This is a genomic window from Thalassococcus arenae, assembly GCF_019104745.1.
GTDB lineage: Bacteria > Pseudomonadota > Alphaproteobacteria > Rhodobacterales > Rhodobacteraceae > Thalassococcus_B > Thalassococcus_B arenae.
Genome location: NZ_JAHRWL010000002.1, coordinates 177,874 through 204,037, shown reverse-complemented (window position 1 = coordinate 204,037; position 26,164 = coordinate 177,874). Strand labels below are relative to the sequence as shown.

30 protein-coding genes are annotated in these 26,164 nt (G+C 67.3%); all 30 read right to left on the bottom strand.

Going from position 1 to position 26,164, the window contains the following annotated elements; translation table 11 throughout:
* Positions 1–2: 2 nt before the first annotated feature.
* Positions 3–308 (bottom strand): NADH-quinone oxidoreductase subunit NuoK, encoded by a 306-nt coding sequence (gene nuoK / locus KUH32_RS12380; protein WP_217778818.1) that lies wholly within the window; start codon positions 306–308, stop codon positions 3–5.
* 70 nt (positions 309–378) lie between these two features.
* Entirely contained in the window at positions 379–981 is a 603-nt protein-coding gene (locus tag KUH32_RS12375; protein WP_217778816.1) for an NADH-quinone oxidoreductase subunit J, read from the bottom strand.
* Entirely contained in the window at positions 978–1,385 is a 408-nt protein-coding gene (locus tag KUH32_RS12370; protein WP_217778814.1) for a carboxymuconolactone decarboxylase family protein, read from the bottom strand. Before KUH32_RS12370 ends, KUH32_RS12375 begins: the two co-directional genes overlap by 4 nt.
* Positions 1,382–1,777 (bottom strand): carboxymuconolactone decarboxylase family protein, encoded by a 396-nt coding sequence (locus tag KUH32_RS12365; RefSeq protein ID WP_217778812.1) that lies wholly within the window; start codon positions 1,775–1,777, stop codon positions 1,382–1,384. The genes KUH32_RS12370 and KUH32_RS12365 overlap by 4 nt, the downstream gene beginning before the upstream one ends.
* Positions 1,774–2,268, bottom strand: a complete 495-nt coding sequence (nuoI, locus tag KUH32_RS12360; protein WP_217778810.1) for an NADH-quinone oxidoreductase subunit NuoI — start codon at positions 2,266–2,268, stop codon at positions 1,774–1,776. The genes KUH32_RS12365 and nuoI overlap by 4 nt, the downstream gene beginning before the upstream one ends.
* An 11-nt stretch (positions 2,269–2,279) precedes the next feature.
* Positions 2,280–3,308 (bottom strand): NADH-quinone oxidoreductase subunit NuoH, encoded by a 1,029-nt coding sequence (nuoH, locus tag KUH32_RS12355; RefSeq protein WP_217778808.1) that lies wholly within the window; start codon positions 3,306–3,308, stop codon positions 2,280–2,282.
* 7 nt (positions 3,309–3,315) lie between these two features.
* Positions 3,316–3,678: a hypothetical protein gene (locus tag KUH32_RS12350; protein WP_217779809.1), complete on the bottom strand. Its 363-nt coding sequence runs from the start codon at positions 3,676–3,678 to the stop codon at positions 3,316–3,318.
* Between the two features lie 40 nt (positions 3,679–3,718).
* Positions 3,719–5,737: an NADH-quinone oxidoreductase subunit NuoG gene (gene nuoG, locus KUH32_RS12345; protein WP_217778806.1), complete on the bottom strand. Its 2,019-nt coding sequence runs from the start codon at positions 5,735–5,737 to the stop codon at positions 3,719–3,721.
* A gap of 191 nt (positions 5,738–5,928) precedes the next feature.
* Positions 5,929–6,333, bottom strand: a complete 405-nt coding sequence (locus KUH32_RS12340; protein ID WP_217778805.1) for a DUF5333 domain-containing protein — start codon at positions 6,331–6,333, stop codon at positions 5,929–5,931.
* A gap of 99 nt (positions 6,334–6,432) precedes the next feature.
* Positions 6,433–6,786 carry a hypothetical protein gene (locus tag KUH32_RS12335; protein WP_217778803.1) on the bottom strand — a complete coding sequence of 118 codons (354 nt, stop codon included), beginning with the start codon at positions 6,784–6,786 and terminating at the stop codon, positions 6,433–6,435.
* A gap of 470 nt (positions 6,787–7,256) precedes the next feature.
* A complete protein-coding gene (nuoF, locus tag KUH32_RS12330; protein ID WP_217778801.1) occupies positions 7,257–8,555 on the bottom strand; it encodes an NADH-quinone oxidoreductase subunit NuoF in 1,299 nt (432 codons plus the stop codon).
* Between the two features lie 3 nt (positions 8,556–8,558).
* The gene (locus KUH32_RS12325; RefSeq protein ID WP_217778799.1) at positions 8,559–8,777 is read right to left on the bottom strand and encodes a DUF5337 domain-containing protein; all 219 of its coding nucleotides are present in this window, start codon (positions 8,775–8,777) and stop codon (positions 8,559–8,561) included.
* A 15-nt stretch (positions 8,778–8,792) separates the two neighbouring features.
* Positions 8,793–9,632 carry a hypothetical protein gene (locus KUH32_RS12320; protein ID WP_217778797.1) on the bottom strand — a complete coding sequence of 280 codons (840 nt, stop codon included), beginning with the start codon at positions 9,630–9,632 and terminating at the stop codon, positions 8,793–8,795.
* 121 nt (positions 9,633–9,753) lie between these two features.
* A complete protein-coding gene (locus KUH32_RS12315; protein WP_217778796.1) occupies positions 9,754–10,620 on the bottom strand; it encodes an endonuclease in 867 nt (288 codons plus the stop codon).
* Between the two features lie 81 nt (positions 10,621–10,701).
* A complete protein-coding gene (locus KUH32_RS12310; protein ID WP_217778794.1) occupies positions 10,702–11,802 on the bottom strand; it encodes an NADH-quinone oxidoreductase subunit E in 1,101 nt (366 codons plus the stop codon).
* Positions 11,803–11,862: 60 nt separating this feature from the next.
* Positions 11,863–12,189: a hypothetical protein gene (locus tag KUH32_RS12305; protein ID WP_217778792.1), complete on the bottom strand. Its 327-nt coding sequence runs from the start codon at positions 12,187–12,189 to the stop codon at positions 11,863–11,865.
* A 68-nt stretch (positions 12,190–12,257) separates the two neighbouring features.
* Complete coding sequence (locus tag KUH32_RS12300; protein ID WP_217779808.1) at positions 12,258–13,487, bottom strand: NADH-quinone oxidoreductase subunit D; 1,230 nt, start codon at positions 13,485–13,487, stop codon at positions 12,258–12,260.
* A 199-nt stretch (positions 13,488–13,686) separates the two neighbouring features.
* Positions 13,687–14,301: an NADH-quinone oxidoreductase subunit C gene (locus KUH32_RS12295; RefSeq protein ID WP_217778790.1), complete on the bottom strand. Its 615-nt coding sequence runs from the start codon at positions 14,299–14,301 to the stop codon at positions 13,687–13,689.
* A complete protein-coding gene (locus tag KUH32_RS12290; protein WP_217778789.1) occupies positions 14,301–14,504 on the bottom strand; it encodes a YodC family protein in 204 nt (67 codons plus the stop codon). Before KUH32_RS12290 ends, KUH32_RS12295 begins: the two co-directional genes overlap by 1 nt.
* The gene (locus KUH32_RS12285) at positions 14,501–15,034 is read right to left on the bottom strand and encodes a NuoB/complex I 20 kDa subunit family protein (RefSeq protein WP_217778787.1); all 534 of its coding nucleotides are present in this window, start codon (positions 15,032–15,034) and stop codon (positions 14,501–14,503) included. Before KUH32_RS12285 ends, KUH32_RS12290 begins: the two co-directional genes overlap by 4 nt.
* Entirely contained in the window at positions 15,025–15,390 is a 366-nt protein-coding gene (locus tag KUH32_RS12280; RefSeq protein ID WP_217778785.1) for an NADH-quinone oxidoreductase subunit A, read from the bottom strand. The genes KUH32_RS12285 and KUH32_RS12280 overlap by 10 nt, the downstream gene beginning before the upstream one ends.
* Before the next feature lie 1,009 nt (positions 15,391–16,399).
* Complete coding sequence (locus KUH32_RS12275; protein WP_217778784.1) at positions 16,400–17,179, bottom strand: crotonase/enoyl-CoA hydratase family protein; 780 nt, start codon at positions 17,177–17,179, stop codon at positions 16,400–16,402.
* Positions 17,172–18,029 carry a hydroxymethylglutaryl-CoA lyase gene (locus KUH32_RS12270; RefSeq protein WP_217778782.1) on the bottom strand — a complete coding sequence of 286 codons (858 nt, stop codon included), beginning with the start codon at positions 18,027–18,029 and terminating at the stop codon, positions 17,172–17,174. Before KUH32_RS12270 ends, KUH32_RS12275 begins: the two co-directional genes overlap by 8 nt.
* Positions 18,030–18,104: 75 nt before the next feature.
* Positions 18,105–18,767 carry a glutathione S-transferase family protein gene (locus KUH32_RS12265; protein WP_217778781.1) on the bottom strand — a complete coding sequence of 221 codons (663 nt, stop codon included), beginning with the start codon at positions 18,765–18,767 and terminating at the stop codon, positions 18,105–18,107.
* Positions 18,764–20,707, bottom strand: coding sequence for an acetyl/propionyl/methylcrotonyl-CoA carboxylase subunit alpha (locus tag KUH32_RS12260; RefSeq protein WP_217778780.1), 1,944 nt, complete (start codon positions 20,705–20,707; stop codon positions 18,764–18,766). The genes KUH32_RS12265 and KUH32_RS12260 overlap by 4 nt, the downstream gene beginning before the upstream one ends.
* A gap of 9 nt (positions 20,708–20,716) precedes the next feature.
* Entirely contained in the window at positions 20,717–21,508 is a 792-nt protein-coding gene (locus KUH32_RS12255; protein WP_348541116.1) for an SDR family NAD(P)-dependent oxidoreductase, read from the bottom strand.
* A 147-nt stretch (positions 21,509–21,655) separates the two neighbouring features.
* On the bottom strand, positions 21,656–23,257 hold the full coding sequence (locus KUH32_RS12250; RefSeq protein ID WP_217778778.1) for a carboxyl transferase domain-containing protein: 1,602 nt from the start codon (positions 23,255–23,257) through the stop codon (positions 21,656–21,658).
* Positions 23,254–24,717 (bottom strand): AMP-binding protein, encoded by a 1,464-nt coding sequence (locus KUH32_RS12245; RefSeq protein ID WP_217778776.1) that lies wholly within the window; start codon positions 24,715–24,717, stop codon positions 23,254–23,256. The genes KUH32_RS12250 and KUH32_RS12245 overlap by 4 nt, the downstream gene beginning before the upstream one ends.
* Complete coding sequence (locus KUH32_RS12240) at positions 24,714–24,986, bottom strand: hypothetical protein (protein ID WP_217778774.1); 273 nt, start codon at positions 24,984–24,986, stop codon at positions 24,714–24,716. The genes KUH32_RS12245 and KUH32_RS12240 overlap by 4 nt, the downstream gene beginning before the upstream one ends.
* Entirely contained in the window at positions 24,986–26,149 is a 1,164-nt protein-coding gene (locus KUH32_RS12235; RefSeq protein ID WP_217778772.1) for an isovaleryl-CoA dehydrogenase, read from the bottom strand. Before KUH32_RS12235 ends, KUH32_RS12240 begins: the two co-directional genes overlap by 1 nt.
* Positions 26,150–26,164: the final 15 nt, after the last annotated feature.

The window sequence follows — 26,164 nt, the reverse complement described above, 5'->3', positions numbered from 1 at the left end:
GCCTACCCCTTCATCACGTTGACGTCTTCCACCGCGATCGTGCCGCGGTTGCGGAAGAAGCAGACCAGGATCGCCAGGCCGATGGCGGCCTCGGCGGCGGCGACGGTCAGGACGAACAGGGTGAACACCTGCCCGACCAGATCGCCCAGGAAACTGGAAAAGGCCACGAGGTTGATGTTGACCGACAGCAGCATCAGCTCGATCGACATCAGCAGGATGATCACGTTCTTCCGGTTCAGGAAAAGCCCGAAAATCCCGATGACGAACAGCACCGCCGCCACCGTCAGGTAATGTTCCAATCCGATCATCTTCTCGTCCCTCCGGGCCGCGCCCGATTGTCTTTCGTCTTGTTGCCGGGCCGAACCGCCCGAATAGTCCTTACAGCCCCTGCCCCGGCTTGACGTCGCGCAGTTCCATCGCCTTGGCCGGATCGCGATACATCTGCGCCAGCACGTCCTGGCGCTTGATGTCGGTGCGGTGGCGCAGGGTCAGCACGATGGCGCCGATCATCGCCACCAGCAGGATCAGGCCCGCCAGCTGGAACAGCAGGAAATACTGGTCGTACAGGATCATCCCCAACGCCTCGGTGTTGTGGCGGTCGGCCGGCAGCGGCTGGGCCAGTTGGCCCGCCGCGCCCTCGGCCGCGTCCCAGGCGCCATAGGCCATCGCCAGCTGCATCAGCAGGATCAGCCCGATCAGCAACGCCAGCGGCATGTAGCGCGCCATTTCCGCCTTCAGTTCGGCGAAATCGATGTCCAGCATCATCACCACGAACAGGAACAGCACCGCCACCGCGCCGACATAGACGATGATCAGCAGCATCGCGACGAATTCCGCCCCCAGCAGCACGAACAGCCCCGCCGAGGACAGGAACGCCAGGATCAGCCACAGCACCGAATGCACCGGGTTGCGGCTGATGACGGTGAACAGCCCCCCGGCGATGGCGCTCAGCGCGAACAGGTAGAAGGCAAAGGCGGTCATGTCTCATCATCCTTCTCGTCATCCATGACGGCGCGCGCCAGTTCCATCGCGCGGGTCATGGCGGGAATACCGGCGAACATCGACATCTGCGCGATAGTCTCGGCGATCTCGTCCGGGGTTGCGCCGGCCTCGAGCGCGTGGCGCACGGTCATGCGAAAGGGCGTTTCGGCCTGCGCGCCCTGCATGGTCAGCCCTGCGAGCGTCAGCAGCAGCCGGGTCTTGGCGTCCAGCCCGTCCTTGCTGATGCCCTTGCCGAACCACATCTCCATCATGTCCTTGGACATGGTCGGCCACATCTTCTCGAACCCCTTGGGGTCGAAGGACGACAGCGCCGGGTTGAAGGCGCGCGCCATTTCCTGCGCCTGCGCCATCATCAGCTCGAACGGGGTCTTGGCGTCGCTCATGGCTCCAGCCCTTCTGCCTCAAATACCTCCAGCGTGGCGTTCAGCGCGTTGATCGCCGCCGGAAAGCCGCCATACAGCGCCATCTGCATAACGATCTCGCAGATCTCGCGCGGGCTGATGCCCAGGTCCAGCGCCGCCTTGACGTGGATCTTCATCTGCGGGCGCACCGCGTCGCCCAGCACCGCCAGCGCGGCCACGGTGGCGATCTGGCGGGTCTTCAGGTCCGCCCCGTCGCGCCCGTAGACGCCGCCATAAACGGTGCCGATCTGCCATTCGGAAAACCCCGGCAACCACGCGTCGTAACGGGCGGCCAAGGCCGCTTCCAGCCCGGGCATCACCCGTTCCGAGACGTCGCGGCCGCGGCCGAGGTTATCCGCATAGGCAGGGCTCATCGGTATGGCGCGTCCATCTCCAGGTTGCGGGCGATCTCGGCTTCCCAGCGGTCGCCGTTCTCCAGCAGCTTGGCCTTGTCGTAGAACAGTTCCTCGCGGGTCTCGGTGGCGAACTCGAAATTCGGCCCCTCGACAATGGCATCGACCGGGCAGGCCTCCTGGCAGAACCCGCAATAGATGCACTTGGTCATGTCGATGTCATAGCGCGTGGTGCGGCGCGACCCGTCCTCGCGCGGCTCGGCATCGATGGTGATCGCCTGGGCGGGGCAGATCGCCTCGCACAGCTTGCAGGCGATGCAGCGTTCCTCGCCGTTGGGATAGCGCCGCAGCGCGTGTTCGCCGCGGAACCGCGGGCTCAGCGGGCCCTTTTCATGCGGGTAGTTCAGCGTCGCCTTGGGCGCGAAGAAATACTTCAGCCCCAGCTTGAAGCCGATGACGAAATCCTTGAGCAGGAAATACCCCGCCGCGCGTCCGTAGTCGATATTTGCCATCAGACCCTCCCTCAGCTCCAGCGGGCGAAGATGCCCCAGAACCAGTCGAATTTCGCCGCGAAGGCCACGAAGACCACCCAGGCCAGCGACATCGGCAGGAACACCTTCCAGCCCAGGCGCATCAGCTGGTCATAGCGGTAACGCGGGGTGATCGCCTTCACCATCGAGAAGAAGAAGAAGACGATGATCATCTTGACGACCATCCAGAACAGCCCGTCGGGCAGGCCCGGGATGGGCGACAGCCAGCCGCCGAAGAACAGCAGCGAGATCAGCGCACACATCAGCACCACGGCGGTCAGTTCGCCGATCATGAACAGCAGGAACGGCGTAGAGGAATATTCCACCTGGTAGCCCGCCACCAGTTCCGATTCCGCTTCCGGCAGGTCGAAGGGCGGGCGGTTGGTTTCCGCCAGGGCCGAGACGAAGAACAGGATCAGCATCGGGAAATGCGGCAGCCAGTACCAGCTCAGCATGCCCGCGCCCGACTGGCTGTTGACGATGTCGCCGAAATTCAGCGACCCGGCCGAAATCACCACGCCGATGATGATTAGCCCGATCGACACCTCGTAGGAAATCATCTGCGCCGCCGACCGAAGCGACCCCAGGAACGGGTATTTCGAGTTCGACGCCCAGCCGCCCATGATGACGCCATAAACCTCCAGCGACGAGATCGCGAAGACATACAGGATCGCCACGTTGATGTCGGAAATCACCCAGCCGTCATTGAACGGGATCACCGCCCAGGCGATGAAGGCCATCACCAGCGACACCATCGGCGCGATGAAATAGACCGGGCGGTCGGCGCCCGCCGGTACCACCAGTTCCTTGACGATGTATTTCAGGAAATCGGCAAAGCTCTGCATCAGCCCGAACACGCCGACCACGTTGGGCCCGCGGCGCATCTGCACGGCGGCCCAGATCTTGCGATCGCCCCACATCAGAAAGGCCAGCGCCACCAGCAGCGGCACCAGCACCAGCAGGATCTGAAAGACGATCATCAGGCCCATGCCCAGGTAGGAGTCACCAAAGAAATTCGCCATCAGTCCCTCACACCATCGGTATCCCGTTTTCAGCGCAGGCGCTTGCGACCACTTCGGCGTCGATGGTCTTGAGCCCGCGGGGCAGTTCGGCCGAGATGGTGTAAACCGCATCTCCCTGCCAGAGACCACCCTCTTCCATCACATTTGTGCGCAAATGCCGCGCGAATCCGTAGCCGCGGATCAACGTGTATTGCGCCGCGGCGCATTCGGCATAGGCCTCGACATCCGCCGGGCCGCGCGCGCCGCGCATCGCCACCGCGAATTGCACCAGGTCGCCGTCCAGCAGCCGCGTCTCGATTCCCTCATAGCCGGGCACGAACGGCGCCTCGGCCTGCGCCGGTTCCTCGCAGGCTGCCAGCCCGGCCGCCATCACCAGCGGCGATATGCGGAACACGCGGCCCAAGCGGGTCTCACTCCGCCGCCATCGGGGTCTGCGCCCGGTCCTTGGCGTTGCGCGACAGCTCGGCCATAAGCGTGCTGGCCCGCGCGATCGGGTTGGTCAGGTAGAAATCCTTGATCGCATAGCGGAACGCCGCCTTGCCCAGCTTGCCCGGCGCCTCGGCGCGCCATTCGTTTTCCGGCACCTCGTCGATCTGGCCCAGATGCGGCACCTCGGCCAGCAGCGCCTGGCGCAGCGCGCCCAGGCTGTCCCAGGGCAGGGTCGCGCCCAGCTCGGCGCTCAGCGCCCGCAGGATCGCCCAGTTTTCCTTGGCCTCACCCGGTGCGAAACCGGCGCGCAGCGCCAGCTGCGGGCGGCCCTCGGTGTTGACGAACAGGCCCGGTTCCTCGGTATAGGCCGCGCCCGGCAGGATGACGTCGGCGCGATGCGCGCCGCGGTCGCCATGGCTGCCCTGGTAGATCACCGTGGCCCCTTCGCCGATCTCGATCTCGTCGGCGCCCAGGTTGTAGATCACGTCGCACTCGGACACCGCGTTGCGGCCGCCCTCGTTGGTCGCGCCCACATCCATCGCGCCCACCCGGGCGGCGGCGGTGTGCAGCACCAGGAACCGGCTTTCGGTCATCTCGGCATAGCGTTGTGCTGCGGCCAGCACGGCGGCGCCGTCGGCCTCGGAAATCGCGCCCTGGCCGACGATCACCAGCGTATCCTTGCCCTTGGCACCCGACACATCCGCATCCAGCAGCGCCTGCAGCGCCGCGCGGTCGGTCCCGGCGTGGTAATAGGGATAGGTCAGGTCCACCTTCTCGCCCACCAGCCCGATGCTGGCGCCATTGGCCCAGGCCTTGCGGATGCGCGCGTTCAGCACCGGCGCCTCGTCGCGCGGATTGGTGCCGATCAGCATGATCGCGCGGGCGGTGTCGATATCCTCGATCGCCGCATTGCCGACATAGGCAGAGCGGTTGCCCGGCGGCAGCATCGCGCCATCGGTGCGGCACTCGACGATGCCGCCCTGCCCCTCGATCATCTGCTTCAGCGAATAGACCGCCTCGACCGGGGCCAGGTCGCCCACCAGGCCCCCCAGCTTTTTCGCGCCCTTCATGACCTCGGCCACCTTGGCCAGCGCTTCGGGCCAGGTCGCCGCGCGCAGCTTGCCGTTCTCGCGGATATAGGGCCGGTCCAGCCGCTGGCGGCGCAGGCCGTCCCAGACGAACCGCGTCTTGTCGGAAATCCATTCCTCGTTCACGCCGTCATGGTTGCGCGGCAGGAACCGCATCACTTCGCGGCCCTTGGTATCGACACGGATATTGCTGCCAAGCGCATCCATCACGTCGATCGACTCGGTCTTGGTCAGCTCCCAGGGCCGCGCGGTAAAGGCATAGGGCTTGGACACCAGCGCACCCACCGGGCACAGGTCGATGATGTTGCCCTGCAGGTTGCTGTCCAGCGTCTGGCCCAGATAGGACGTGATCTCGCTGTCCTCGCCGCGCCCGGTCTGGCCCATCTGGGTGATGCCTGCCACCTCGGTGGTGAAGCGCACGCAGCGGGTGCAGGAAATGCAGCGCGTCATGTGCGTCTCGACCAGCGGGCCCAGGTCCAGGTCCTCGACCGCGCGCTTGGGTTCGCGGAAGCGCGAGAAATCCACGCCATAGGCCATCGCCTGGTCCTGCAGGTCGCATTCGCCGCCCTGGTCGCAGATCGGGCAATCCAGCGGGTGGTTGATGAGCAGGAACTCCATCACCCCCTCGCGCGCCTTCTTGACCATCGGCGAGTTGGTCTTGACCACCGGCGGCTGGCCTTCCGGCCCGGGCCGCAGGTCGCGCACCTGCATCGCGCAGCTGGCCGCGGGTTTCGGCGGTCCGCCCACCACCTCGACCAGGCACATCCGGCAATTGCCCGCGATGGACAGCCGTTCGTGATAGCAGAAACGCGGTACCTCGATCCCGGCCTCTTCGCAGGCCTGGATGAGCGTCATCGCCCCCTCCACCTCGATCTCGTGACCGTCGATGATGATCTTGCGCAAGTCGGACATGCCCCGGCCCTTTGTTCCCATTGGCAGGCGGCGGTGCCGCCGGGCCGGGGCCAGGCGCGCAACCGTCTTGGGCTGTCTACCGCGCAAAGGCGCAGGATGCCAGATGCCGCAGACGCAAACGACCGGGAAAAATCGCCGCAAGGGGGCGGGCGTCAGGCGATGTGATCACACATGCAAAAGCCGCGATGCGATCAGTAGAGCAATTCCCCGATCCGGCTGCCCCTGGCGATCTCGGTCTTGCCGAAGGCGCACAGCGCCGCGCGGTCCTTGGGATCGACGCCGCGCGCCTTCAGCCAGGCATCGGCCTTGGCGCGCATCCGGGCCTTTTCGGCCTTCGAGGTGACGTAATCCTCGATCTCCTCGTCGGAATAGCCCAGGGCGCGCGCATCCGACTTGAGACTGCGCAGCACCGAATAGGCCTTGATCATGCGCGGGCTGATATCCTCGCAGCTCTTGCGGATCTCGTCGGCGATGGCCACCGCCATCAGGTGGTCGTCGATCTTGGCCACGTCGCGCAGCGGCGGCTTGGCCGCCGCGGGGGCGGCCAGGGTCAGGCCAAGGACAAGGGGCAGCACCAGCCCCGTCAACACACGCATCTCGGATCGCTCCATCACTGCTCGTCTTTGTCTTACAGATGGGGGCAGCCGCGCGTGATATTCAATATCCGGCCCGGTTTTCCGCCGAGTCCCGCCGCGTCACTCGACGCAGACCCCGCTGAAGGTCAGCGTGTCGCCCTCGATCGGCAGTTGTTCGCGCGGCGTGTCCGGCCCCACCGCCCAGGCGATTTCGGACGTGCCATAGAACTTGATGCAGTGCTTGACGCCTTCGTATTCCGCCGCCTGTATCGCCCCCTCCAGCGACGCCGAAACCGGCCGCACGCTGGCGGTAAAGCTCTTGCGGTCGCCGCGTTCCGATCGGGCCGTACCGCGGTAGTTCTGCCCGTCGAATGCCTGCCGGTCGCGCCCGATGCCAAAGCCGTTGCCCAGCCCCAGCCGCTCGCACCCCGCCAGCGAGGCCACCAGCGCCACAAGTAGGACAAGTCGGGTCATGCTCTGTGCTCCTGCAATTCGCGCGCACTTTCGCCGCCGCGCGCGCGATGGTCAATGCCCCAGCGGGCCCTGGCTGGCAAGTGTGGACCGGCGTCGGTCCGGCGCAGACCGTCCGCCTTGCGGGACGAAGGGGACGGTCATCGTCACCGTGACAAGCCGCGCGTTGCCGGGCCGCGGTGCGGCGATCGATTGCCGGGATTGGGCGCTTTATCGCAACCAAGTCCGGACAACGGCCGAACCTTGCGCCCGTGTCGCCAAATCGCCGTGCCGTGGGGGCGGCCCGGCGATGCGCGGCGGCCCGCGGCCTTGATTCCGCGCAGGCACAGTGTCCGCTCCGGGCTCAGAACCGCCATTCGACGCTTCTGCCGTGACAGCCGCTCTCCGATCAGCGCCGGCGACAGTCCAAATCACCCGCCACGTCGCCTCAGCCCCGCAGCAACAGCGCGAACACCATCACACGGACAACCGTCTTACTCCGCCGCCACCGCGCTCACACGGCCCGTTTTCTGCGCCTTGATGCGGTCCTCGATCTCGTCGCGGAAGTTGCGGATCAGGCCCTGGATCGGCCAGGCCGCGGCATCGCCCAACGCGCAGATCGTGTGGCCCTCGACCTGCTTGGTGACGTCCAGCAGCATGTCGATTTCCTCGACCTCGGCCTGCCCCTTCACCAGCCGGTCCATGACCCGCATCATCCAGCCCGTGCCTTCGCGGCAGGGCGTGCACTGGCCGCAGCTTTCGTGCTTGTAGAATTTCGACAGCCGCCAGATCGCCTTGATGATGTCGGTCTGCTTGTCCATCACGATCACCGCCGCCGTGCCCAGGCCCGATTGCAGGTCGCTGCGCAAATAGTCGAAATCCATGATCGCGTCGCGCATCTTTTCGCCGCGCACGCACGGCACCGACGACCCGCCGGGGATCACCGCCTTGAGATTGTCCCAGCCGCCGCGGATGCCGCCGCAATGCTTTTCGATCAATTCCTCGAAACCGATGCTCATCGCCTCTTCGACGACGCAGGGGTTGTTCACATGGCCCGAGATCGCGAACAGCTTGGTGCCCGCGTTGTTGGGCCGGCCGAAACCCGCGAACCACGTCGCCCCCCGGCGCAGGATGGTCGGCACCACCGCGATCGATTCGACGTTGTTCACCGTGGTCGGACAGCCGTAAAGCCCCGCGCCCGCCGGGAATGGCGGCTTCATCCGCGGCATGCCCTTCTTGCCCTCCAGGCTTTCCAGCAGGGCGGTTTCCTCGCCGCAGATATAGGCGCCCGCGCCGTGATGCAGGAACAGGTCGAAATCCCAGCCCGATCCGGCGGCGTTGCGGCCCAGCAGACCGGCGTCATAGGCTTCGTCGATGGCCGCCTGCAACGCCTCGCGCTCGCGGATGTATTCGCCGCGGATATAGATATAGCAGGCATGGGCATTCATCGCGAAGGACGCGATCAGGCAACCCTCGATCAGCGTGTGCGGATCGTGGCGCATGATCTCGCGATCCTTGCAGGTGCCGGGCTCGGATTCGTCGGCATTGACCACCAGATAGGCCGGGCGGCCATCGGATTCCTTGGGCATGAAGGACCATTTCAGACCGGTCGGAAAGCCCGCCCCGCCGCGGCCGCGCAACCCGCTGTCCTTCATCTCCTGCACGATCCAGTCGCGGCCCTTCTGGATCAGGCCCGCCGTGCCGTCCCAATGCCCGCGCGCGCGGGCGCCGGCCAGCGTGCGGTCATGCATGCCGTAGATATTGGTAAAGATGCGGTCCTGGTCCTTCAACATCGCCTAATCCTTGTCATCCTGGCGCGCGCGCCACATTCCCCAGATCATCCAGATCGCCCAGCCGAACCCGGCCAGCGCGGCCAGGTCGAACAGGGCGCGGGTGCGCTGGCTCCAGTCCAGCGCGCCCCCGAGGGCCGTGGCGGCCATCCAGCCCAACCCGACACCCGCGATCACCAGGGCGATCCGCCGCCCCTTCGCCGCGTCGTCCGGCCGGCCCGTCATGCCGCCCTGCCCCGCTTACTTGCCGCCGGCCGCCAGCGCCTTGGCCTGCGCGACCCATTCGTCGCGCGACACCCGGCCCGGCAAGCCCTGCAGGTTGTCGTCCATCCACGCCACCTCGGCCGCGCCCCATGCGGCGACCTGGTCGAAATGGTGAATGCCCATGGCGCCCAGTTCGGCCGCCAGTTTCGGCCCGACGCCCTTGATGCGGGTCAGATCGTCGGCCTTGCCGCCGCGCGGCTTGTCCAGTCCGGCCGGCTTGCCGGTCTTGGCCACCGGCGCCTTGGGCGCTTCGGCCCCGGGCTGCGGCGCGGCGGCCGGTTCGGCTGCCGCGCTCTTGGCCTTCGGTGCGTCGGTGACAGAGATCCTTTCCGGCATCGCTTTCGGCGCGGCCGGCTGGCGCTTGGCCGCCTTGGGGGCCGATGCCGGTTTCGCCGCGGCCGGCTGTTTCGCCACCGGTTCCGAAACGGGTTTCTCGGCGGGTTTCTCGGCGGGTTTCGGCGCAGGTTTCGGCGCCAGGGCGCTCAGCGGCACCGATTTCGACACCAGCGGCTCGGCCGGCTTGACCGGCGCCACCTTGGGTCGTGCCACCGGGCGCGGCTGCGGCGCCGCGGCGGTCTTGGCGGCGGGTGCGGCGGCCGGGGCCGGCGCTGCGGGCCGCGCCGCCTTTGCGGCGTGCTTCACCGGGGCCTTGACGAACGGCATCAGCCCGAAGGCGCGGGCCTGTTCCCACGGCAGCATCGCCAGTTTCATCATCTGGCTCTGCATCGTGACGGCCATCTCGGCCTGCTGGGCCCACAATGCGATCATCGGTCCGAAATCGGGCAGAAAGGGGGTGGTCTGGGTCGTCCTGGTCACGTCCGTGCTCCGTAGCTGGGGGCGCAGCCCATCTGCACCCGGCAAGCGCCGTTCCTCCCCAACGATGCCGGTGCAGGCCTCGCATACTGCAACGCAGCACGCAAGGCCCGTGTCGTCGCAGTCAGTAGACGTCGCCCTTGTCGACCTTCTTCGAGAAGGCCGTCTCGCCGCCGGCCGCCAGAAGCTTGGCCTGGTCGACCCATTCGTCGCGGCTCACCCGGCCCTTGAAGCCCTCCAGGTTGGCGTTCACCCAGGCCACCTCGTCGGGCGTCCAGTTGGCGATCTGGTCGAAATGGTAAAAGCCCAGGCTGTTGCACAGCTTCTCAAGCTTCGGCCCGATCCCCTTGATCTTCTTCAGATCGTCGGCCTTGCCGCCGCGCGGCGCGGACAGCGCTTCGGGGCGGGTGCCCTCGCCCGCGCCTTCCAGCGTGCCGTCGCCGTCGTAGTCGACCGCAGCGGCGGGTTCGGCTTTCTTGGCCGGGGCCTTCTTGGCTGCGGCCTTCTTGGCAGGTGCCTTCTTGGCAGACTTGGCCGCCCCGCCCTCGCCCTCGTATTTCCAGCTGCCCTTGCGGCCCGCCAGATCGTCCTGGCCCGACAACGCCTTCGAGGGTTTGACCGCGCTCGCCGCCGCCGGCGCCGCCGCCGCGGCCGTCGCCTTGGCCGGTGAAGATGCCGGTGCGGATGCCGGTGCCTTGGCCGCCGCAGCGCCGCCCGAAGCCGACGCCTGTGCCGACGCCTGTGCCGGGGGCACGGCGCGCATGCCGCGATCCTCGCCCGGCTTCACCTCGCCCGGCTTGGGCAGCGGCGCGCAGAACATCCAGTTGAACAGCAGCCCCAGCAGCACAAAGGCCAGGCCGCCCAGGAAAACAGCGGCAAAGAACTTCATGCCGCCCACCACCAGCAGCAGGATCGCCGTCAGCAGGCCCACGCCCGCGGCCAACGCCCAGCAACCAAGCGCGCAGCTCATTCCGCCCTTGTTGTCAGTCATCTCGTCACTCCCTGTCCGTATTCCTCGACGCGCCGCTTATCCACGGTATCGCCGCACTATGACAGGGATAGAAAACTCTGTTTACTCCCCGGATGCCAGAGTTTTCGCCTGCGCCACCCATTCGTCGCGCGTCACACGGCCCTTGAATCCTTCCAGGTTGTCGTCGACCCAGGCCACCTCGGCGTCGGTCCAGGCGGCGATCTGGTCGAAATGGTAGAACCCCAGACGGTTGCACAGCTTTTCCAGCTTGGGCCCGATCCCCTTGATCTTCTTCAGATCGTCCGGCTTGCCGCCGCGCGCGGCTTCCAGCCCCGCGGGCTTGGTGCCCGGGCTTGGCGCCGCGGCGTCGGCGGGCTTGGCCTTGGCCTTGGGCGATGCCTCGGTATCGACCGGTTTCGCCTCGGCGGATTTCGCCTTCACCGGCGCCGGCTTTTCGGCCTTCGCAGTGGCCGGCTTGGCCGACTTGCCCTTGCCCTTGCCCAGCCAGGGCGTGGTCAGCGGCACCTCGGTGCCGTCGATGCGCTTGACCGTGTCGCCGATCTCATCGGCCAGCTGCGCGCTGGCATTCAGCTTGATCGACGCATTGACGTATTCCGTCAGGCTGGTCAGCCCCTTGGCCGGCTCGGCGGCGAACCGCCCGTTCTGCGGCCCGGCCTGCGGAAACTTGCCCGCCGCCAGGGCGTCGATCAGCGCCGCCAGCTTCTCGGCGGTCAGGTCCTCGTAGTAATCCTTGCCGATCTGCGCCATCGGCGCGTTGGCGCAGGCGCCCAGGCATTCCACCTCTTCCCAGCTGAACTTGCCATCGGCGGACAGCTCGTGCGGCCGCCCGGCGATCTTGCTCTTGCAGATCGCGATCAGGTCCTCGGCGCCGCAGATCATGCAGGACGTGGTGCCGCAGATCTGGATATGCGCAACGCTGCCAACCGGTTGCAGCTGGAACATGAAGTAGAACGTGGCCACTTCCAGCGCCCGGATATAGGCCATGTCCAGCATCTCGGCGACCGCCTCGATGGCCGGACGGCTCAGCCAGCCCTCCTGTTCCTGCGCGCGCCACAAAAGCGGGATGATCGCGCTGGCCTGGCGGCCCTCGGGATACTTGGTGATCTGCGCCTCGGCCCAGGCCCGATTGGCCGGGGTAAAGGCGAAGCTTTCGGGTTGCTCGGGGTGCAGACGGCGCAGCATCGGCGTTCTTCTCCGTATCTCCGGGCGCCGGGTGCGGCGCCGCTCGGGTCTCTCAGTCCATCAGGCCTCGGCCGGGGCGGCCGGGGCCGGTGCCGGGGTGCAGGGGCCGGTCACCAGGCGGAACCCGCCCTCTTCCAGAACCACCGCCTCCTTGGTCGACACCTTGTAATTCGCGATCTTGACCACCGTGTCGCGCGGCAGCCCGGTCTGCAGTTCGACCGGCTGGAAATGCGCCTCGGTCTGCAGGTTGCAGCCGATCGAGATCACCGCCTCGTCGAACATCGCCAGGTCCTCGGCCGTGGTGCCCTGCGGCGGAATGCATCCCGCCAGCAGCACCAGCGCCGCACCCGCGGCCACGCCGCCGCTCCGGTTCCAGGTCTTCGCCATTCCTTGTCCCCCAAGTCTTCCCTGACGGCGCGGGTTCGTCCCGCGTCCGCCATCCTTGTCCCGCGGCGCTACCGGTCGATCTCGCCGAACACCACGTCCATCGTGCCGATGATCGCCGCCACGTCGGCCAGCTGATGGCCGGTCGCGATATGGTCCATCGCCTGCAAATGCAGATAGCCCGGCGCGCGCAGCTTGGCGCGGTAGGGCCGGTTGGTGCCATCCGCCACCAGGTAGACGCCGAACTCGCCCTTGGGCGCCTCGACCGCGGCATAGACCTCGCCCGCGGGCACGTGGAACCCCTCGGTATACAGCTTGAAGTGATGGATCAGCGCCTCCATCGAGGTCTTCATCTCGGTCCGCTTGGGCGGCGTGATCTTGCCGCGGGCCAGAACGTCGCCCTGCCCGTCCGGCGCGCGCAGCTTGGCGATGGCCTGGCGGATGATGCTGACCGACTGGCGCATCTCCTCCATCCGCACCAGGTAGCGGTCATAGCAGTCGCCGTTCTTGCCGATCGGCACCTGGAACTCGAACTCGTCATAGCATTCGTAGGGCTGGGCCCGCCGCAAATCCCAGGCCAGGCCCGAGCCGCGCACCATGACGCCCGAGAACCCCCAGTTCTGGATGTCCTCCTCGGTCACCACGCCGATATCGCAGTTGCGCTGCTTGAAGATGCGGTTTTCCGTCAGCAGCCCGTCGATGTCGTCCAGCACGCCCAGGAACGGATCGCACCAGGCCTCGATATCGTCCAGCAGCTCGGGCGGCAGGTCCTGGTGCACGCCGCCGGGGCGGAAATACGCGGCGTGCAGCCGCGCCCCGCAGGCGCGCTCGTAAAAGATCATCAGCTTTTCGCGTTCCTCGAAGCCCCAAAGCGGCGGCGTCAGCGCGCCCACATCCATGGCCTGCGTGGTGACGTTCAGCAGGTGGTTCAGCACCCGGCCGATTTCCGAATAGAGCACCCGGATCAGCGAGCCGCGCCGCGGCACCTCGACCCCGGTCAGCCGCTCGATCGCCAGGCACCAGGCGTGTTCCTGGTTCATCGGGGCGACGTAATCCAGCCGGTCGAAATAGGGCAGGTTCTGCAGGTAGGTCCGGCTCTCCATGAGCTTTTCCGTGCCCCGGTGCAGCAGCCCGATATGCGGATCGCAGCGCTCGACGATCTCGCCGTCCAGTTCAAGCACCAGCCGCAACACCCCGTGCGCCGCCGGGTGCTGCGGGCCGAAATTGATGTTGAAGTTGCGGATCTGCTGCTCGCCCGACTGCGCGTCGGTGCTGCCATCGTCGAATTTGGAGCCGTCCATCATGCCAATGCCTCCGAAAGGGCCGCGCCCGACCCTGGGTGGGCGCTTTGCAACGCGTGTGGTCTGCGGTTTATCTCGAAAGCCCCGAACACGGGCCGGGCGGCGTGCGCCATCGCCAATGCGCCCTCCCGGGGGGAGGGTCGGGCGCGGCCCGGGCTGGTCGCCCGCGCCAGCGGGACCCAAAGCAGCGCGACAGCGATCATCCCTTCGCCTCTTCTTTCTTCTTCTCATCCCCCGGCAGCACGTATTGCGCGCCTTCCCAGGGGGACATGAAATCGAATTGCCGGTATTCCTGCACCAGGCTCACCGGCTCGTAGACGACGCGCTTGAGCTCTTCGTCATAGCGCACCTCGGTATAGCCCGTGGTCGGGAAATCCTTGCGCAGCGGAAAGCCGCGGAACCCGTAATCGGTCAGGATGCGGCGCAGGTCCGGATGGCCCGAGAACAGGATGCCGAACATGTCGAACACCTCGCGCTCGAACCAGTTGGCCGCCGGGACCACCGCGGTGATCGACGGAACCGCCTCGTCCTCGCGCACTGCGATCTTCAGCCGGATGCGGTGGTTCTGCCACATCGACAGCAGGTGATAGACCACGTCGAACCGCTTGGGCCGGTCGGGGTAATCCACCGCGGTGATATCCACCAGCGACGTGAACCGGCAGCTCGCGTCGTTGCGCAGGAACTCGACCAGCCCGGCAATGTTGGCGGGGGCCGCGTCGACCGTCAGCTCGCCATGCGCCACATCCCAGCCCAGCACGCAATCGGGGCGCTTCAGCTCGATATGGGTTCCCAGTTCCTTCAAGGCTTCGGTCATCATTGCACCCGCTGTTTCTCGCCCGATGTTTCGTTGACCGCCATCAGCGTTTCGGTCCGGAAGAAGGTGTTGAACTTGCGCCCGTCCTGGAACCAGACGCAGGTCACCACGCCCGGCGCAAGCTCGGTCTCAACGACCATCGCCGGGCCGCCGGATTTCAGCCGCACGACCATGCCCGCGGCAAAGTTCAGCCCCTCGCTCACCGAACCAGCGTCCCGGTCCGGCGGATCCGTTTCTGCAGCGCCAGCAGACCGTACAGCAGCGCCTCGGCCGTCGGCGGGCAGCCCGGCACGTAGATATCCACCGGCACGATCCGGTCGCAGCCCCGCACCACCGAATAGCTGTAATGGTAATAGCCCCCGCCATTGGCGCAGGACCCCATCGACATCACGTAGCGCGGTTCGGGCATCTGGTCATAGACCTTGCGCAGCGCCGGCGCCATCTTGTTGGTCAGCGTGCCGGCGACGATCATCAGGTCGGACTGGCGCGGCGACGCACGCGGCGCGATGCCGAAGCGTTCGGCGTCGTAGCGCGGCATCGAGGTATGCATCATCTCGACCGCGCAGCAGGCCAGGCCGAAGGTCATCCAGTGCAGCGACCCGGTGCGCGCCCAGTTGATGATGTCCTCGGTCGAGGTCAGCAGGAACCCCTTGTCCTGCAACTCGCGGTTCAGCGCCTGGGTCGCGACTTCCTTGTCGGGACCGGCGGTGTTGGCACCCGTCATCACTCCCATTCCAGCGCTCCCTTTTTCCACTCATAGGCGAAACCCACCGTCAGCACGGCCAGGAACACCATCATCGACCAGAACCCCGCCATGCTGATATCCTGGAACGCCACCGCCCAGGGGAACAGGAACGCGATCTCCAGGTCGAAGATGATGAACAGGATCGACACCAGGTAGAACCGCACGTCGAATTTCATCCGCGCGTCGTCGAAGGCGTTGAACCCGCATTCATAGGCGCTGACCTTCTCGGGGTCGGGATTGCGCACCGCGATCACCGCCGCGGCCAGGATGAAGACCAGGCCGATCGCGATGGCGATCGCCAGAAAGACCAGGATCGGGAGGTATTCCCTGAGCATCTCTTCCACGGAGGCATACCCTTTCTGTCGCCGCGGCCGCGGCGTGTCTGTGAAACCCGTTGCCCTGTCCTACGCCCGCCACCCGACAGGGTCAATAAACCGCCCCCGTCTGCTGGGCGTTTTTTGCGTGAGAAATCGCCGCAGGCGGGGGGCAGAGCCTATGGCGACGTCAAGGCCAAGGCTGTTGCCAACGCGATTACAGCAAACGCGCGCCCGGCCCGGGGGAACAGCCGCGCCAGCAGCCTTGCGGGCAGCGGACATGCCAGCGGCATGCCTCCGGCATGACCCGCCCCCACGGCCAGCCGCTTTGGTGACGTCAGCGCGGGGGATCGAGGTCGTGCGGATGTGGCTGCAATAAAGCGCTGACCACGGTTGTTGCAGCGGCAGGCCGCGGCCATCCTCTGTCCTTTGCTATAGGATTCGATACTTCCGGTCTGCCCTGCCATCCAAGCGTTGAACGGCCCCGCTGCAACGCCGCAAGTCCGCTTCGAGCCCGGAGCAGAAACTGTGCCTGCGCGGAATCAAGGCCGCAGGCCGCCGCGCATCGCCGGGCCGCCCCCACGGCACGGCGGTTTGGCGACACGGGCGCAAGGCTCGGCCGTTGTCCGGACTTGGTTGCGATAAAGCGCCCAATCCCGGCAATCGATCGCCGCACCGCGGCCCGGCAACGCGCGGCTTGTCACGGTGACGATGAATGTCCCCTTCGTCCCGCAGACCCGCCAGCGCAAGAAACGCGTTCCGACGGTTTTTTTCGCGCTTTCACATCAACGTGACCGCCCTTTCCGGCCTCAAAGCCCGGCCCTCGCATCCGCCCCCACCAATCCGCCCCGAAACCGGCCGGAATCGGACGGATTGCTTGGCAACGGCCCCGAACCGGCCCGCGACCCGCCCCACCAATCCGTCCCGAATTCGCGGCAAACAGGACGGATCGCTGGCGCCGACTCGCCGCATCACACCCGGTTAACGCCCCGCACGCCGCCCGACTGGCCCTTATTCCCTTGCTGCTAAGGCCAAACCCTCACGCCCACGGCGCCGCCCGCTTGTCGAAGAACGCCGCGATCCCCGCGCGCGCCTCGGCGCTTTCCCACCGCGCAGCCAGCGCGTCGATGGCGTGATCCACCTGCGCCGGCGAAATCCCCCCCGACAAGGCCCGCAGCAGCGCCTTGGCCTCGCGCACCGCGCCGGGCGCGCAGGCCAGGTAGGGCGCCACTTCCGCCTCTACGCCCGCGTCCAGATCACCCGCCGGCACGACGCGGCTCAACAGCCCCAGGCGCACCGCCTCATCGGCCTTGAAAAGCCGTGCGTTCATAAAGACTTGCGCTGCGTTCACCGCCCCCATCCGGGCCACCACGTAAGGCCCGATATTGGCCGGGATCAGGCCCAGTTTCGTCTCGGTCAACCCCATCGTCACATGGTCCGCCCCGATGGTCACGTCACAGACCGAAGCCAGCCCGACCCCGCCGCCGAACGCGTTGCCCTGCACTCGCCCGATCAGCGGTTGCGGCAACGCGTAAAGCGCGCCCAGGGCGGTGGCGATCCGCGCCGATTCCACCCGCCGCGTGGCCGCATCCATCTCGAACTGGTCGCGCATCCAGGCCAGGTCGCCCCCGGCGCAAAAGGTCTTGCCCTCCGCCGCCAGCACCACCACCCGAACCGCGTCATCCGCCGCAATATCCTGTGCCGCTTGCTCCAACTCCCCCAACATCTGCGCCGACAAGGCGTTGTGCTTGTCGGCCCGCGCCAGCCACAGCGTGGCCACCCCGCGCCCGTCCACATCCACCCGGATCATCTCAGCCATGTCCCCGCATCCCCCGCGCCATCTCGGCCGCCCGCACCAGCACGGAACGGTCCAGTCCCGTCTCGTAACCCCTTGAAATCAGGTGATCATGCAGCGCCTCAGTCGCCACGTTCCCGGCCGCGCCCGGCGCATAGGGGCAGCCCCCCAGCCCGCCGACCGCGGCATCGAACACCCGCAGCCCGCGCGCCAGCGCGACATCGACATTCTCCAGCGCCCGCCCGCCGGTATCGTGGAAATGCCCCGCCAGGCAAGCCACTGGAATCTCTTGAAGAACCGCCTCCAACATGGCGTCCACCGCCGCCGGCACGCCACGCCCGATCGTGTCGCCCAGCGACACCTCGTAGCAACCCATGTCGCGCAAGGCCGCCACAACCCGCGCCACCGCGGCCGGCGCCACCGCCCCGTCATAGGGGCATTCCACCACGCAGGATACATAGCCGCGCACCGGCAGGCCGGCCTCGCGCGCCATATCGGCAACCGGTTGAAAACGCTCAAGACTTTCAGCGATGTTCGCATTGATATTGGCCTTGGAAAACCCCTCCGACGCCGATCCGAAAATCGCCACCTCGTCCGCTCCGGCCGCCAGGGCCGCCTCCAGCCCGCGCAGGTTCGGCGTCAGCGCCGCGTAGGACACGCCGGGCACGCGCGCGATCCCCGCCAGCACCGCGGCGCTGTCGGCCATTTGCGGCACCCATTTCGGGCTGACGAAGGATGCGCATTCGATGCGCCGGAAACCGGCCCCGGACAGGCAATCGACCAGCGCGATCTTGTCTTTTGTCGCAATGGGTTGCGGCTCGTTCTGCAAGCCGTCTCGCGGCCCCACTTCAAAGATCTCGACACGCTCGGCCATTCCGCCTCACCCCTGCTTCTTCTCTTTTCCAAATACGCCGGCCCCACCGTCCAAGCCGCCGCGCGGCGCGCGATGTCAGACCTCGGGCACCGGATAGAAATCCTGCGTGTAGAATTTCTGCTCGCCATCCCGCGCCCGGGCGCGCTGATAGGCCGGCCGCGCCTCGATGCGGGCACGATAGGCCTCAAGCCCCTGGAATTGCTCCATTTTCACGTAGAACGGCGCGGCGAAGAGGTTGAAACCCATCATCACGTCGGCGCCCGAAAAACCGCCAGCCAGCAGCCAGTCATGGTCGCCCATCCGCGCCTCCATCCCCTTCAGCGTCTGCGCCAGCCGCACCACGTTCAGCTTGACCACCACCGGACTGGGTTTCGCGGGCGGGCGCAGGAAGACCATGTTGAGGTTCAACTGTTCCAGCAGCGACCCCATCGTCTCGGCATAATGGATCCACTGCAGGAAATCCGCCCGCTCGGGATGCCCCGGGGCGCGCCCGAATTCCGGCCCATGCGTTTCGCACAGGTATTCCACGATCGCCCCGCTCTCGAACAGCGTGCGCCCGTCGATCTCGAGCGCGGGCACGCGAACCGCCGGAGATTTCAGGGGAAAATCGCCTTTTCTCATCATGCCCGAGGCGATGTCGTATTCCACGATGCCGCAGTCCAGCCCCATCTCCTCGAGCAGCCACAACACCCGGAACGACCGTGAAAACGGCACGTGGTGCAAGGTGATCTCACTCATGTCTCCTCCTCCTCCAGCCGGATCAGCGCCGCGCCGGCCTCGACCTGGTCGCCCGCGGAGGCCAATACCTCGGCCACCGTGCCGTCGCGGCTGGCCACCAGCGTGTGCTCCATCTTCATCGCCTCGAGCACCGCCAGCCGGTCGCCCGCAATCACCTTCTGGCCCATGCGGACATGCACCGACACGACCCGCCCCGGCATCGGCGCCAGTGTCAGCCCGGCGGCCGCGCCGGCCTCGGCCCCGCCGCGCGCCAAGGGGTCGGGGATGTCGAACACCCGGCCCACCCCGTCGAACACCGTGGCCCGGCCATCGCCGACATGGACCGCCGGCGCCGGCTGTCCGTCCAGCCGCCAGACATCGCCCCATCGCTTCGCAGCGACCGCACCCAGCGGTGTCTCGACCGTGACGGTGTCGGGGCCGTCGAAGACCAGCGTGCAGTCCAAAGCCTCGCCATCCAGTGCCAACCCGACCCGATGCCGCAAGGGGCGCCGCAGGGAAAACCCGCGCAACCCACCGTTTTTCCAGCCATTCTCCGAAACCATCAGGGCCGCTGCGGCGATGGCCGCAGCCGACAGGGGCGGCCGCGCCACCAGCGCATCCAGATCCCGCGCGATCAGCCCGGTATCGACCTCGCCGCGTCCGAAGCCGTCATGCTCGGCCAATGCCCGCAGGAACGCCAGGTTCGTCACCGTGCCCGCCACCTGCGTCTCGGCCAACCCGCGCGCCAGCTGTCGCAAGGCCGCCCCGCGCGAAGCGCCATGGGTGACGATCTTGGCGATCATCGGGTCGTAATACGGGCTGATACTGTCGCCCGTGCGCACCCCGCTATCGGCGCGCACGCCCGGCGGAAAGGCCAGATGCGCCAGCCGGCCCGTCGCGGGCAGGAACCCCGCCGGCACGTCCTCGGCATAAAGCCGCGCCTCGAAGGCATGGCCGGTGATCGCCAGGTCCTCTTGCCGCGCCGGCAAGGGTTCGCCGGCGGCGACGCGGATCTGCCATTCCACCAGGTCGATACTGGTGATCGCCTCGGTCACCGGATGCTCGACCTGCAACCGGGTGTTCATCTCCATGAACCAGAACCCGTCCTCGCGCAGCCCGTCCGAGCCGTCGACAATAAACTCCACCGTACCCGCGCCCTTGTAGCCGATCGCCTCGGCGGCGCGAACGGCCGCAGCGCCCATCGCGGCACGCACGGCTTCGGTCATGCCCGGCGCGGGCGCCTCCTCGATCACCTTCTGGTGGCGGCGCTGCAGCGAACAATCGCGTTCGAACAGATGCACCGCCCGCTCGCCGTCGCCAAAGACCTGCACTTCGATATGACGCGGCCGCTGGATGTATTTCTCGATCAGCACCGCATCGTTGCCGAAGGCGGTGCGCGCCTCGGCCTTGGCCCGTTCCAGCGCGTCGATGAAATCGGCCGGCTTCTCGACCAGCCGCATGCCCTTGCCGCCACCGCCCGCCACCGCCTTGACCAGCACCGGATAGCCGATGCGGTGCGCCTCGACCTCGAGGTGGCCGGGTTCCTGGTCCTCGCCCAGGTAACCCGGCACCACCGGCACCCCGGCCTCCTGCATCAGCCGCTTGGCGGCGTCCTTGAGCCCCATCGCGCGGATCGCCTTGGCGGACGGGCCGACAAAACGCAGCCCCGCCGCCTCGACCGCCTGCACGAAATCGGGGTTTTCCGACAAAAAGCCATAGCCGGGATGGATCGCCTGCGCGCCGGTCGCCAGCGCCGCCTCGATGATCCGGTCGCCACGCAGATAGCTGTCGGCCGGCGCCGCACCGCCGATATTCACGGCGACATCCGCCATCTCGACATGCAGCGCGCCGGCATCGGCATCGGAATGCACCGCCACGCAGCGCAAGCCCATCGCCCGCGCCGTGCGCATGACCCGGCAGGCGATTTCCCCGCGATTGGCGATCAGGATCGTGTCGAACATCGCTCTTCCCTACGAACAGGCCTTGGCGGCCACGTCTTTCCAGTCATCGTGCCAGCGCGACAGCGCCGGTCGGTTTTCGGTGATATCCCCGGCGGCCCAGAGGATTCGCGCGCGGTCCATCGCTTCGGTCACCTCGCCATCCGGGCACAGGATGTAGAAATCGCCGCGCGTCAAACCCTGGATCAGCCGTTCGACCACCTGCTCCGGCTGCCAGGCGCCGGGTTTGTGCGCGGCCCGGCCCGTGGTGGTCCAGCCGGGGATCAAGAGATGCGCCGAAATCGCTCCACCCTGACCGCGCAAGTCGTGTTCCAACCCCTCGGTAAAGGATTTCACCGCTGCCTTGGTCAGGTTGTAGACCCGGTGTCCCGGCGGATTGGTGATGCCCTGCTTGGAACCCACATTGACGATCATCCCGGGCCCGGCCATCACCGGCAGAAACGCCCGCACGCCGTGGATCACGCCGAACAGGTTCACGTCCACTGCCCGGCGCCAATCCGCCAGCGGCGCGTCAAATCCCCGCCCCACCCGCGTCACCGCGTTGTTGACCACAAGCCGCACCGGCCCCATCGCGGCGGCTTCGGAGGACAGCGCCTGCATGGCGTCCCTGTCCGCCACGTCGACGACACGCGCCACCGCGCCGTCATCCGCCGCCTCGGCCAATGCCGCTGCATCGCTGTCCACCATCACGACGCGCATTCCACGCGCCGCCAGGTCGCGCGCCAGCGCCCGCCCGATGCCAAGCGCCGCGCCGGTCACCACGGCAACGCCACCCGGTTGCACCACCGCCTCGAACCGCGTCACCGGCAGCCTCCCGCGCCGCACCGGCGACAGCCGGCCCGCGCGCGTCCCTGCACGGTGGATATCCGGTTTCCGTCGCTCATCGCCCTGGTCCTTCTTCTCTTTTCCAAATACGCATTCCGGCGGCCCCACCCGCGCCGAAAGGCGAAATCACATCCTGAACACGCCAAACCGCGTCTCTTCGACCGGCGCGTTCAACGCCGCGGCCAGGCTCAGTCCCAGGACGTCGCGGGATTTGCGCGGGTCGATCACGCCGTCATCCCAAAGCCGGGCGCTGGCGTAGAGCGGGTGCGCCTGGCGTTCGAACATCTCGATGGTGGGGCGCTTGAACGCGGCCTCGTCCTCGGCCGACCAGGTGTCGCCGCCGCGTTCGATGGCGTCGCGTTTCACCGTGGCCAGCACGCCCGCCGCCTGTTCGCCGCCCATGACCGAGATGCGGCTGTTGGGCCATGTCCACAGGAACCGCGGCTGGTAGGCGCGCCCTGCCATGCCGTAATTGCCCGCGCCGAACGACCCGCCCACCAGCATCGTCACCTTGGGCACCGCGGTGGTCGCCACCGCCGTGACCATCTTGGCGCCGTGCCGGGCGATGCCTTCGTTCTCGTATTTCCGGCCCACCATGAAGCCGGTGATGTTCTGCAGGAACACCAGCGGGATGCGGCGCTGCGAACACAGCTCGACGAAATGCGCGCCCTTCTGGGCGCTTTCCGAAAACAGCACGCCGTTATTGGCGACGATCCCGCAATCCATGCCGTGCAGCTTGGCAAAGCCGCAGACCAGGGTTTCGCCGAACCGCGCCTTGAACTCGTCGAAATACGATCCGTCCACCAGCCGCGCGATCACCTCGCGGATGTCGTAGGGCGTGCGCAGGTCGGCCGGCACCACACCCAGCAATTCGTCGGGGTCATAAAGCGGCGCCTCGACAGGCTGTAGGGCGGGGTTCACCCCGCCGCCCCCCAGCGACCCCACCGCGCGCCGCGCCAGCGCCAGCGCGTGGGCGTCGTCCTCGGCGAGGTAATCGGCCACGCCGGACAGCCGCGTGTGCACGTCGCCGCCGCCCAGGTCTTCTGCCGTCACCACTTCGCCCGTGGCAGCCTTGACCAGTGGCGGGCCGGCAAGAAAGATCGTGCCCTGCTCGCGCACGATGATCGACACGTCCGACATCGCCGGCACATAGGCGCCCCCGGCGGTGCACGAGCCCATCACCACGGCGATCTGCGCGATGCCCGCAGCACTCATCCGCGCCTGGTTGTAGAAGATGCGCCCGAAATGGTCGCGGTCGGGAAAGACCTCGTCCTGGTTGGGCAGGTTGGCGCCGCCGCTGTCCACCAGGTAGAGGCAAGGCAGCCGGTTTTCCTCGGCGATCTCCTGGGCGCGCAGGTGTTTCTTGACCGTCATCGGGTAATAGGTGCCGCCCTTCACCGTGGCGTCGTTGCACACCACCATGACCTGACGTCCCATCACGCGTCCCACCCCGGCGATCACGCCCGCGCAGGGCGCCGCGCCGTCGTAGAGCCCGTGCGCCGCCGTCGCGCCCACTTCGAGAAAGGGCGAGCCCGGGTCCAGCAGGTTCGCCACCCGGTCGCGCGGCAGCATCTTGCCGCGCGCCACGTGCCGATCGCGCGCCTTTTGACCGCCGCCTTCCGCGGCCAGGGCCGCCGCCGCCTCGATCTCGGCCAGCGCCTTGAGATGGGCATCGCGGTTGCTGCGGAAGGTCTCGGAGTTGGTCAGCGCCTGCGAGGTCAGTTTCATGCGGTCTCCTCTGCGGCCATGCGTTTCAGTTCCTTGCGAATGACCTTGCCGGTGACGGTCATCGGCAGGGCGTCGAGAAAGGCGATCTCGCGCGGGTAGGAATAGCCCGCGAGCCGGTCCTTGACCCAGGCCTGCAGCGCCTCTGCCGTCACCGCGACCCCGGGCTTGCGCACGACATAGGCCTTGACGATCTCGGTGCGCAGCGCGTCGGGCTTGCCCACCACGCCGACCGTTGCCACGCCTGGATGGGTCAGCAGGCAATCCTCGATCTCGGCCGGACCGATGCGGTACCCCGCGCTGGTGATCACGTCATCCTCGCGCCCGACGAAGCGGATGAAATCGCCCTCGCGCACGCCGCGATCGCCGGTCAGCAGCCAGTCGCCGCGGAACTTCTGGGCCGTGGCCTGCGGGTTGCGCCAGTATTCCAGCATCATCGTCGGCGCACCCTGGCGCACCGCGATGTCGCCCTCGCCCTCGGTCGGCATCCCGGCGGCGTCGATCACCTGCACGTCGAAGCCCGGCACCGGCTTGCCCATGCAGCCCGGGCGCGGCGCGAAATCGGCGGCGCAGGATGACACCACGACATTGCATTCGGTCTGGCCATAGAATTCGTTGATCGTCACGCCCATGGCCTGCCGCCCCCAGGCCAGCATCTCGGCACCCAGCGGCTCGCCGCCGCTGGCGACGCTGCGCAAACCGGGAATGGCCGCGCCCGAGGCCTTGAGGATGCGCAGGGCGGTGGGCGGGAAAAACACGTTGCGCGCGCCGCCCGTCGCGATGACGCGCAGGCAGTCCTCGGTGGTGAACTTGTCCAGCCGCGACGCCACCACCGGCACGCCAAGCGCGAGCCCCGGCATGATGACGTCCAGCAGCCCGCCGATCCAGGCCCAGTCCGCGGGCGTCCAGAGGCAATCGCCCGGCTGGCCCAGGTGATCGTGGCTGAGAACCACCCCGGGCAGATGGCCCGCCAGAACGCCATGACCGTGCAGCGCGCCCTTCGGCTTGCCGGTGGTGCCCGAGGTGTAGATCAGCAGGCCCGGCGTATCCGGTCCCGCCTCAGCCGTCGGTACGGATGCGCCGTCGGTGCCGATCTCGGCGGCGATCCACGGCTCGGCCAGATCGCCCAGCAGCGCGGCGCCTTCGGCATCGGTCAGCACGATCTGTGCGCCGGCATCGCCGACCCGGCTGGCCAGCGCGTCGTGCTTGAAAAGCTTGAACAACGGCACCGAAATCGCGCCGATCTTCCAGACCGCGAGATGCGCCGCCGCGCACCAGGGCGACTGGCTGAGCAGCACGCCGACGCGATCCCCCGGGCGCACCCGCGCCTGCAGCGCCCGCGCGATTCCGTCCGTCATCGCCGCCAGCACGCCGAACGTCACATCGCGCCGCGCCTTGCCGGTCAGGTCGACGATCGCGACCCGGTCGGCGGGATGGTCGAGGCAAAGCTGCGCCATGTTCATGTCCGCGGCTCCTGCGGGGCGAGGATGCGGCCCTGCCGATCGACGCGGTAGACGAAGCCGGCGCAGGTGACTTCCAGCCACACTTCGCCCTGCCCGACCCGCGCCAGGCAATCGCTCAGCGCGCCGCCGTGCCGTTCGACATGGGCGCGTGCAACCGCCTCGATCACCGTACCTTCGTCCGGCGGGCGATGCGCCAGACCCAGCCACAGACCAAGCGCTCCGGCGGCCAGAGCCAGCACCGAGGTGACGATGACCACCTCGCGTGGCATCAGCCCACCTGTGCCATCAGCTCGCGCCCCACCAGCATCCGCCGGATTTCCGAGGTGCCGGCGCCGATCTCCATCAGCTTGGCGTCGCGGAACAGCCGCGATACCGGCGCGTCCGACAGGAACCCGGCCCCGCCAAGCGCCTGCACCGCCTGATGCGCCTGTTTCATCGCCTCTTCCGAGGCGTAAAGGCAGCAGGCCGCCGCGTCCTGCCGGGTCACGTCGCCCCGGTCGCAGGCCTTGGCCACCGCATAGACATAGGCACGGGCGGAATTCATCGCGGTATACATGTCGGCGATCTTGCCCTGCATCAGCTGGAACTCCCCGATCGGGCGGCCGAACTGCTTGCGTTCCTTCAGATAGGGCATGACCTCGTCCATGCAGGCGGCCATGATACCCAGGCCGATGCCCGCCAGAACCACGCGCTCGTAGTCCAGCCCCGACATCAGCACGGCGACGCCCTTGCCTTCCTCGCCCAGGACATTCTCGAACGGCACCTCGACATCGTCGAAGATCAGCTCGGCGGTGTTCGATCCGCGCATGCCCAGCTTGTCGAAATGCGGAGAGGTCGAGAACCCCTTCATCGCCTTTTCGATCAGGAAAGCGGTGATGCCCTTGGAACCGGCCTCCGGGTCGGTCTTGGCATAGACCACCAGCGTGTCGGCATCGGGGCCGTTGGTGATCCAGTATTTGTTGCCGTTCAGCACAAAGCGGTCGTTGCGCTTGTCCGCGCGCAACTTCATCGATACGACGTCCGACCCGGCCGACGGTTCGGACATGGCCAGCGCGCCCACATGTTCGCCCGAAATCAGGCCGGGCAGGTATTTGCGCTTCTGGTCTTCGGTTCCGTTCAGCTTGATCTGGTTGACGCAAAGGTTGGAATGCGCGCCATAGGACAGGCTGACCGAAGCGCTGGCCCGGGCCACTTCCTCGACCGCGACGGTGTGGGCGAGATAACCCATGCCCGAGCCGCCATATGCCTCGTCCACGGTGATCCCCAGAAGGCCCAGATCGCCCATCTCGCGCCACAGTGCATGCGGAAAGACGTTGTCACGGTCGATCTGCGCCGCCATCGGCTTGACCCGCTCCTGCGCCCAGCGATGCACCGCCTCGCGCAGCGCCTCGACGTCCTCGCCCAGATCGAATCCCATTGATCCTAGGAACATGCCCAACGCCTCCCG

Excerpts from the sequence above, each read along its gene's own strand:
- KUH32_RS12375 (WP_217778816.1), bottom strand. The coding sequence starts at position 981 with ATGACCGCCTTTGCCTTCTACCTGTTCGCGCTGAGCGCCATCGCCGGG.
- KUH32_RS12315 (WP_217778796.1), bottom strand. The coding sequence starts at position 10,620 with ATGACTGACAACAAGGGCGGAATGAGCTGCGCGCTTGGTTGCTGGGCG.
- KUH32_RS12260 (WP_217778780.1), bottom strand. The coding sequence starts at position 20,707 with ATGTTCGACACGATCCTGATCGCCAATCGCGGGGAAATCGCCTGCCGG.
- nuoK (WP_217778818.1), bottom strand. The coding sequence starts at position 308 with ATGATCGGATTGGAACATTACCTGACGGTGGCGGCGGTGCTGTTCGTC.
- KUH32_RS12335 (WP_217778803.1), bottom strand. The coding sequence starts at position 6,786 with ATGACCCGACTTGTCCTACTTGTGGCGCTGGTGGCCTCGCTGGCGGGG.
- KUH32_RS12295 (WP_217778790.1), bottom strand. The coding sequence starts at position 14,301 with ATGACCGAAGCCTTGAAGGAACTGGGAACCCATATCGAGCTGAAGCGC.
- KUH32_RS12235 (WP_217778772.1), bottom strand. The coding sequence starts at position 26,149 with ATGTTCCTAGGATCAATGGGATTCGATCTGGGCGAGGACGTCGAGGCG.
- KUH32_RS12300 (WP_217779808.1), bottom strand. The coding sequence starts at position 13,487 with ATGGACGGCTCCAAATTCGACGATGGCAGCACCGACGCGCAGTCGGGC.
- nuoH (WP_217778808.1), bottom strand. The coding sequence starts at position 3,308 with ATGGCGAATTTCTTTGGTGACTCCTACCTGGGCATGGGCCTGATGATC.
- KUH32_RS12310 (WP_217778794.1), bottom strand. The coding sequence starts at position 11,802 with ATGCTGCGCCGTCTGCACCCCGAGCAACCCGAAAGCTTCGCCTTTACC.
- KUH32_RS12370 (WP_217778814.1), bottom strand. The coding sequence starts at position 1,385 with ATGAGCGACGCCAAGACCCCGTTCGAGCTGATGATGGCGCAGGCGCAG.
- nuoF (WP_217778801.1), bottom strand. The coding sequence starts at position 8,555 with ATGTTGAAGGACCAGGACCGCATCTTTACCAATATCTACGGCATGCAT.
- KUH32_RS12365 (WP_217778812.1), bottom strand. The coding sequence starts at position 1,777 with ATGAGCCCTGCCTATGCGGATAACCTCGGCCGCGGCCGCGACGTCTCG.
- nuoI (WP_217778810.1), bottom strand. The coding sequence starts at position 2,268 with ATGGCAAATATCGACTACGGACGCGCGGCGGGGTATTTCCTGCTCAAG.
- KUH32_RS12340 (WP_217778805.1), bottom strand. The coding sequence starts at position 6,333 with ATGCGTGTGTTGACGGGGCTGGTGCTGCCCCTTGTCCTTGGCCTGACC.
- KUH32_RS12325 (WP_217778799.1), bottom strand. The coding sequence starts at position 8,777 with ATGACGGGCCGGCCGGACGACGCGGCGAAGGGGCGGCGGATCGCCCTG.
- KUH32_RS12265 (WP_217778781.1), bottom strand. The coding sequence starts at position 18,767 with ATGAGTGAGATCACCTTGCACCACGTGCCGTTTTCACGGTCGTTCCGG.
- KUH32_RS12240 (WP_217778774.1), bottom strand. The coding sequence starts at position 24,986 with ATGCCACGCGAGGTGGTCATCGTCACCTCGGTGCTGGCTCTGGCCGCC.
- KUH32_RS12245 (WP_217778776.1), bottom strand. The coding sequence starts at position 24,717 with ATGAACATGGCGCAGCTTTGCCTCGACCATCCCGCCGACCGGGTCGCG.
- KUH32_RS12285 (WP_217778787.1), bottom strand. The coding sequence starts at position 15,034 with ATGGGAGTGATGACGGGTGCCAACACCGCCGGTCCCGACAAGGAAGTC.
- KUH32_RS12275 (WP_217778784.1), bottom strand. The coding sequence starts at position 17,179 with ATGGCTGAGATGATCCGGGTGGATGTGGACGGGCGCGGGGTGGCCACG.
- nuoG (WP_217778806.1), bottom strand. The coding sequence starts at position 5,737 with ATGTCCGACTTGCGCAAGATCATCATCGACGGTCACGAGATCGAGGTG.
- KUH32_RS12350 (WP_217779809.1), bottom strand. The coding sequence starts at position 3,678 with ATGGCGGCCGGGCTGGCAGCCTGCGAGGAACCGGCGCAGGCCGAGGCG.
- KUH32_RS12270 (WP_217778782.1), bottom strand. The coding sequence starts at position 18,029 with ATGGCCGAGCGTGTCGAGATCTTTGAAGTGGGGCCGCGAGACGGCTTG.
- KUH32_RS12305 (WP_217778792.1), bottom strand. The coding sequence starts at position 12,189 with ATGGCGAAGACCTGGAACCGGAGCGGCGGCGTGGCCGCGGGTGCGGCG.
- KUH32_RS12250 (WP_217778778.1), bottom strand. The coding sequence starts at position 23,257 with ATGAAACTGACCTCGCAGGCGCTGACCAACTCCGAGACCTTCCGCAGC.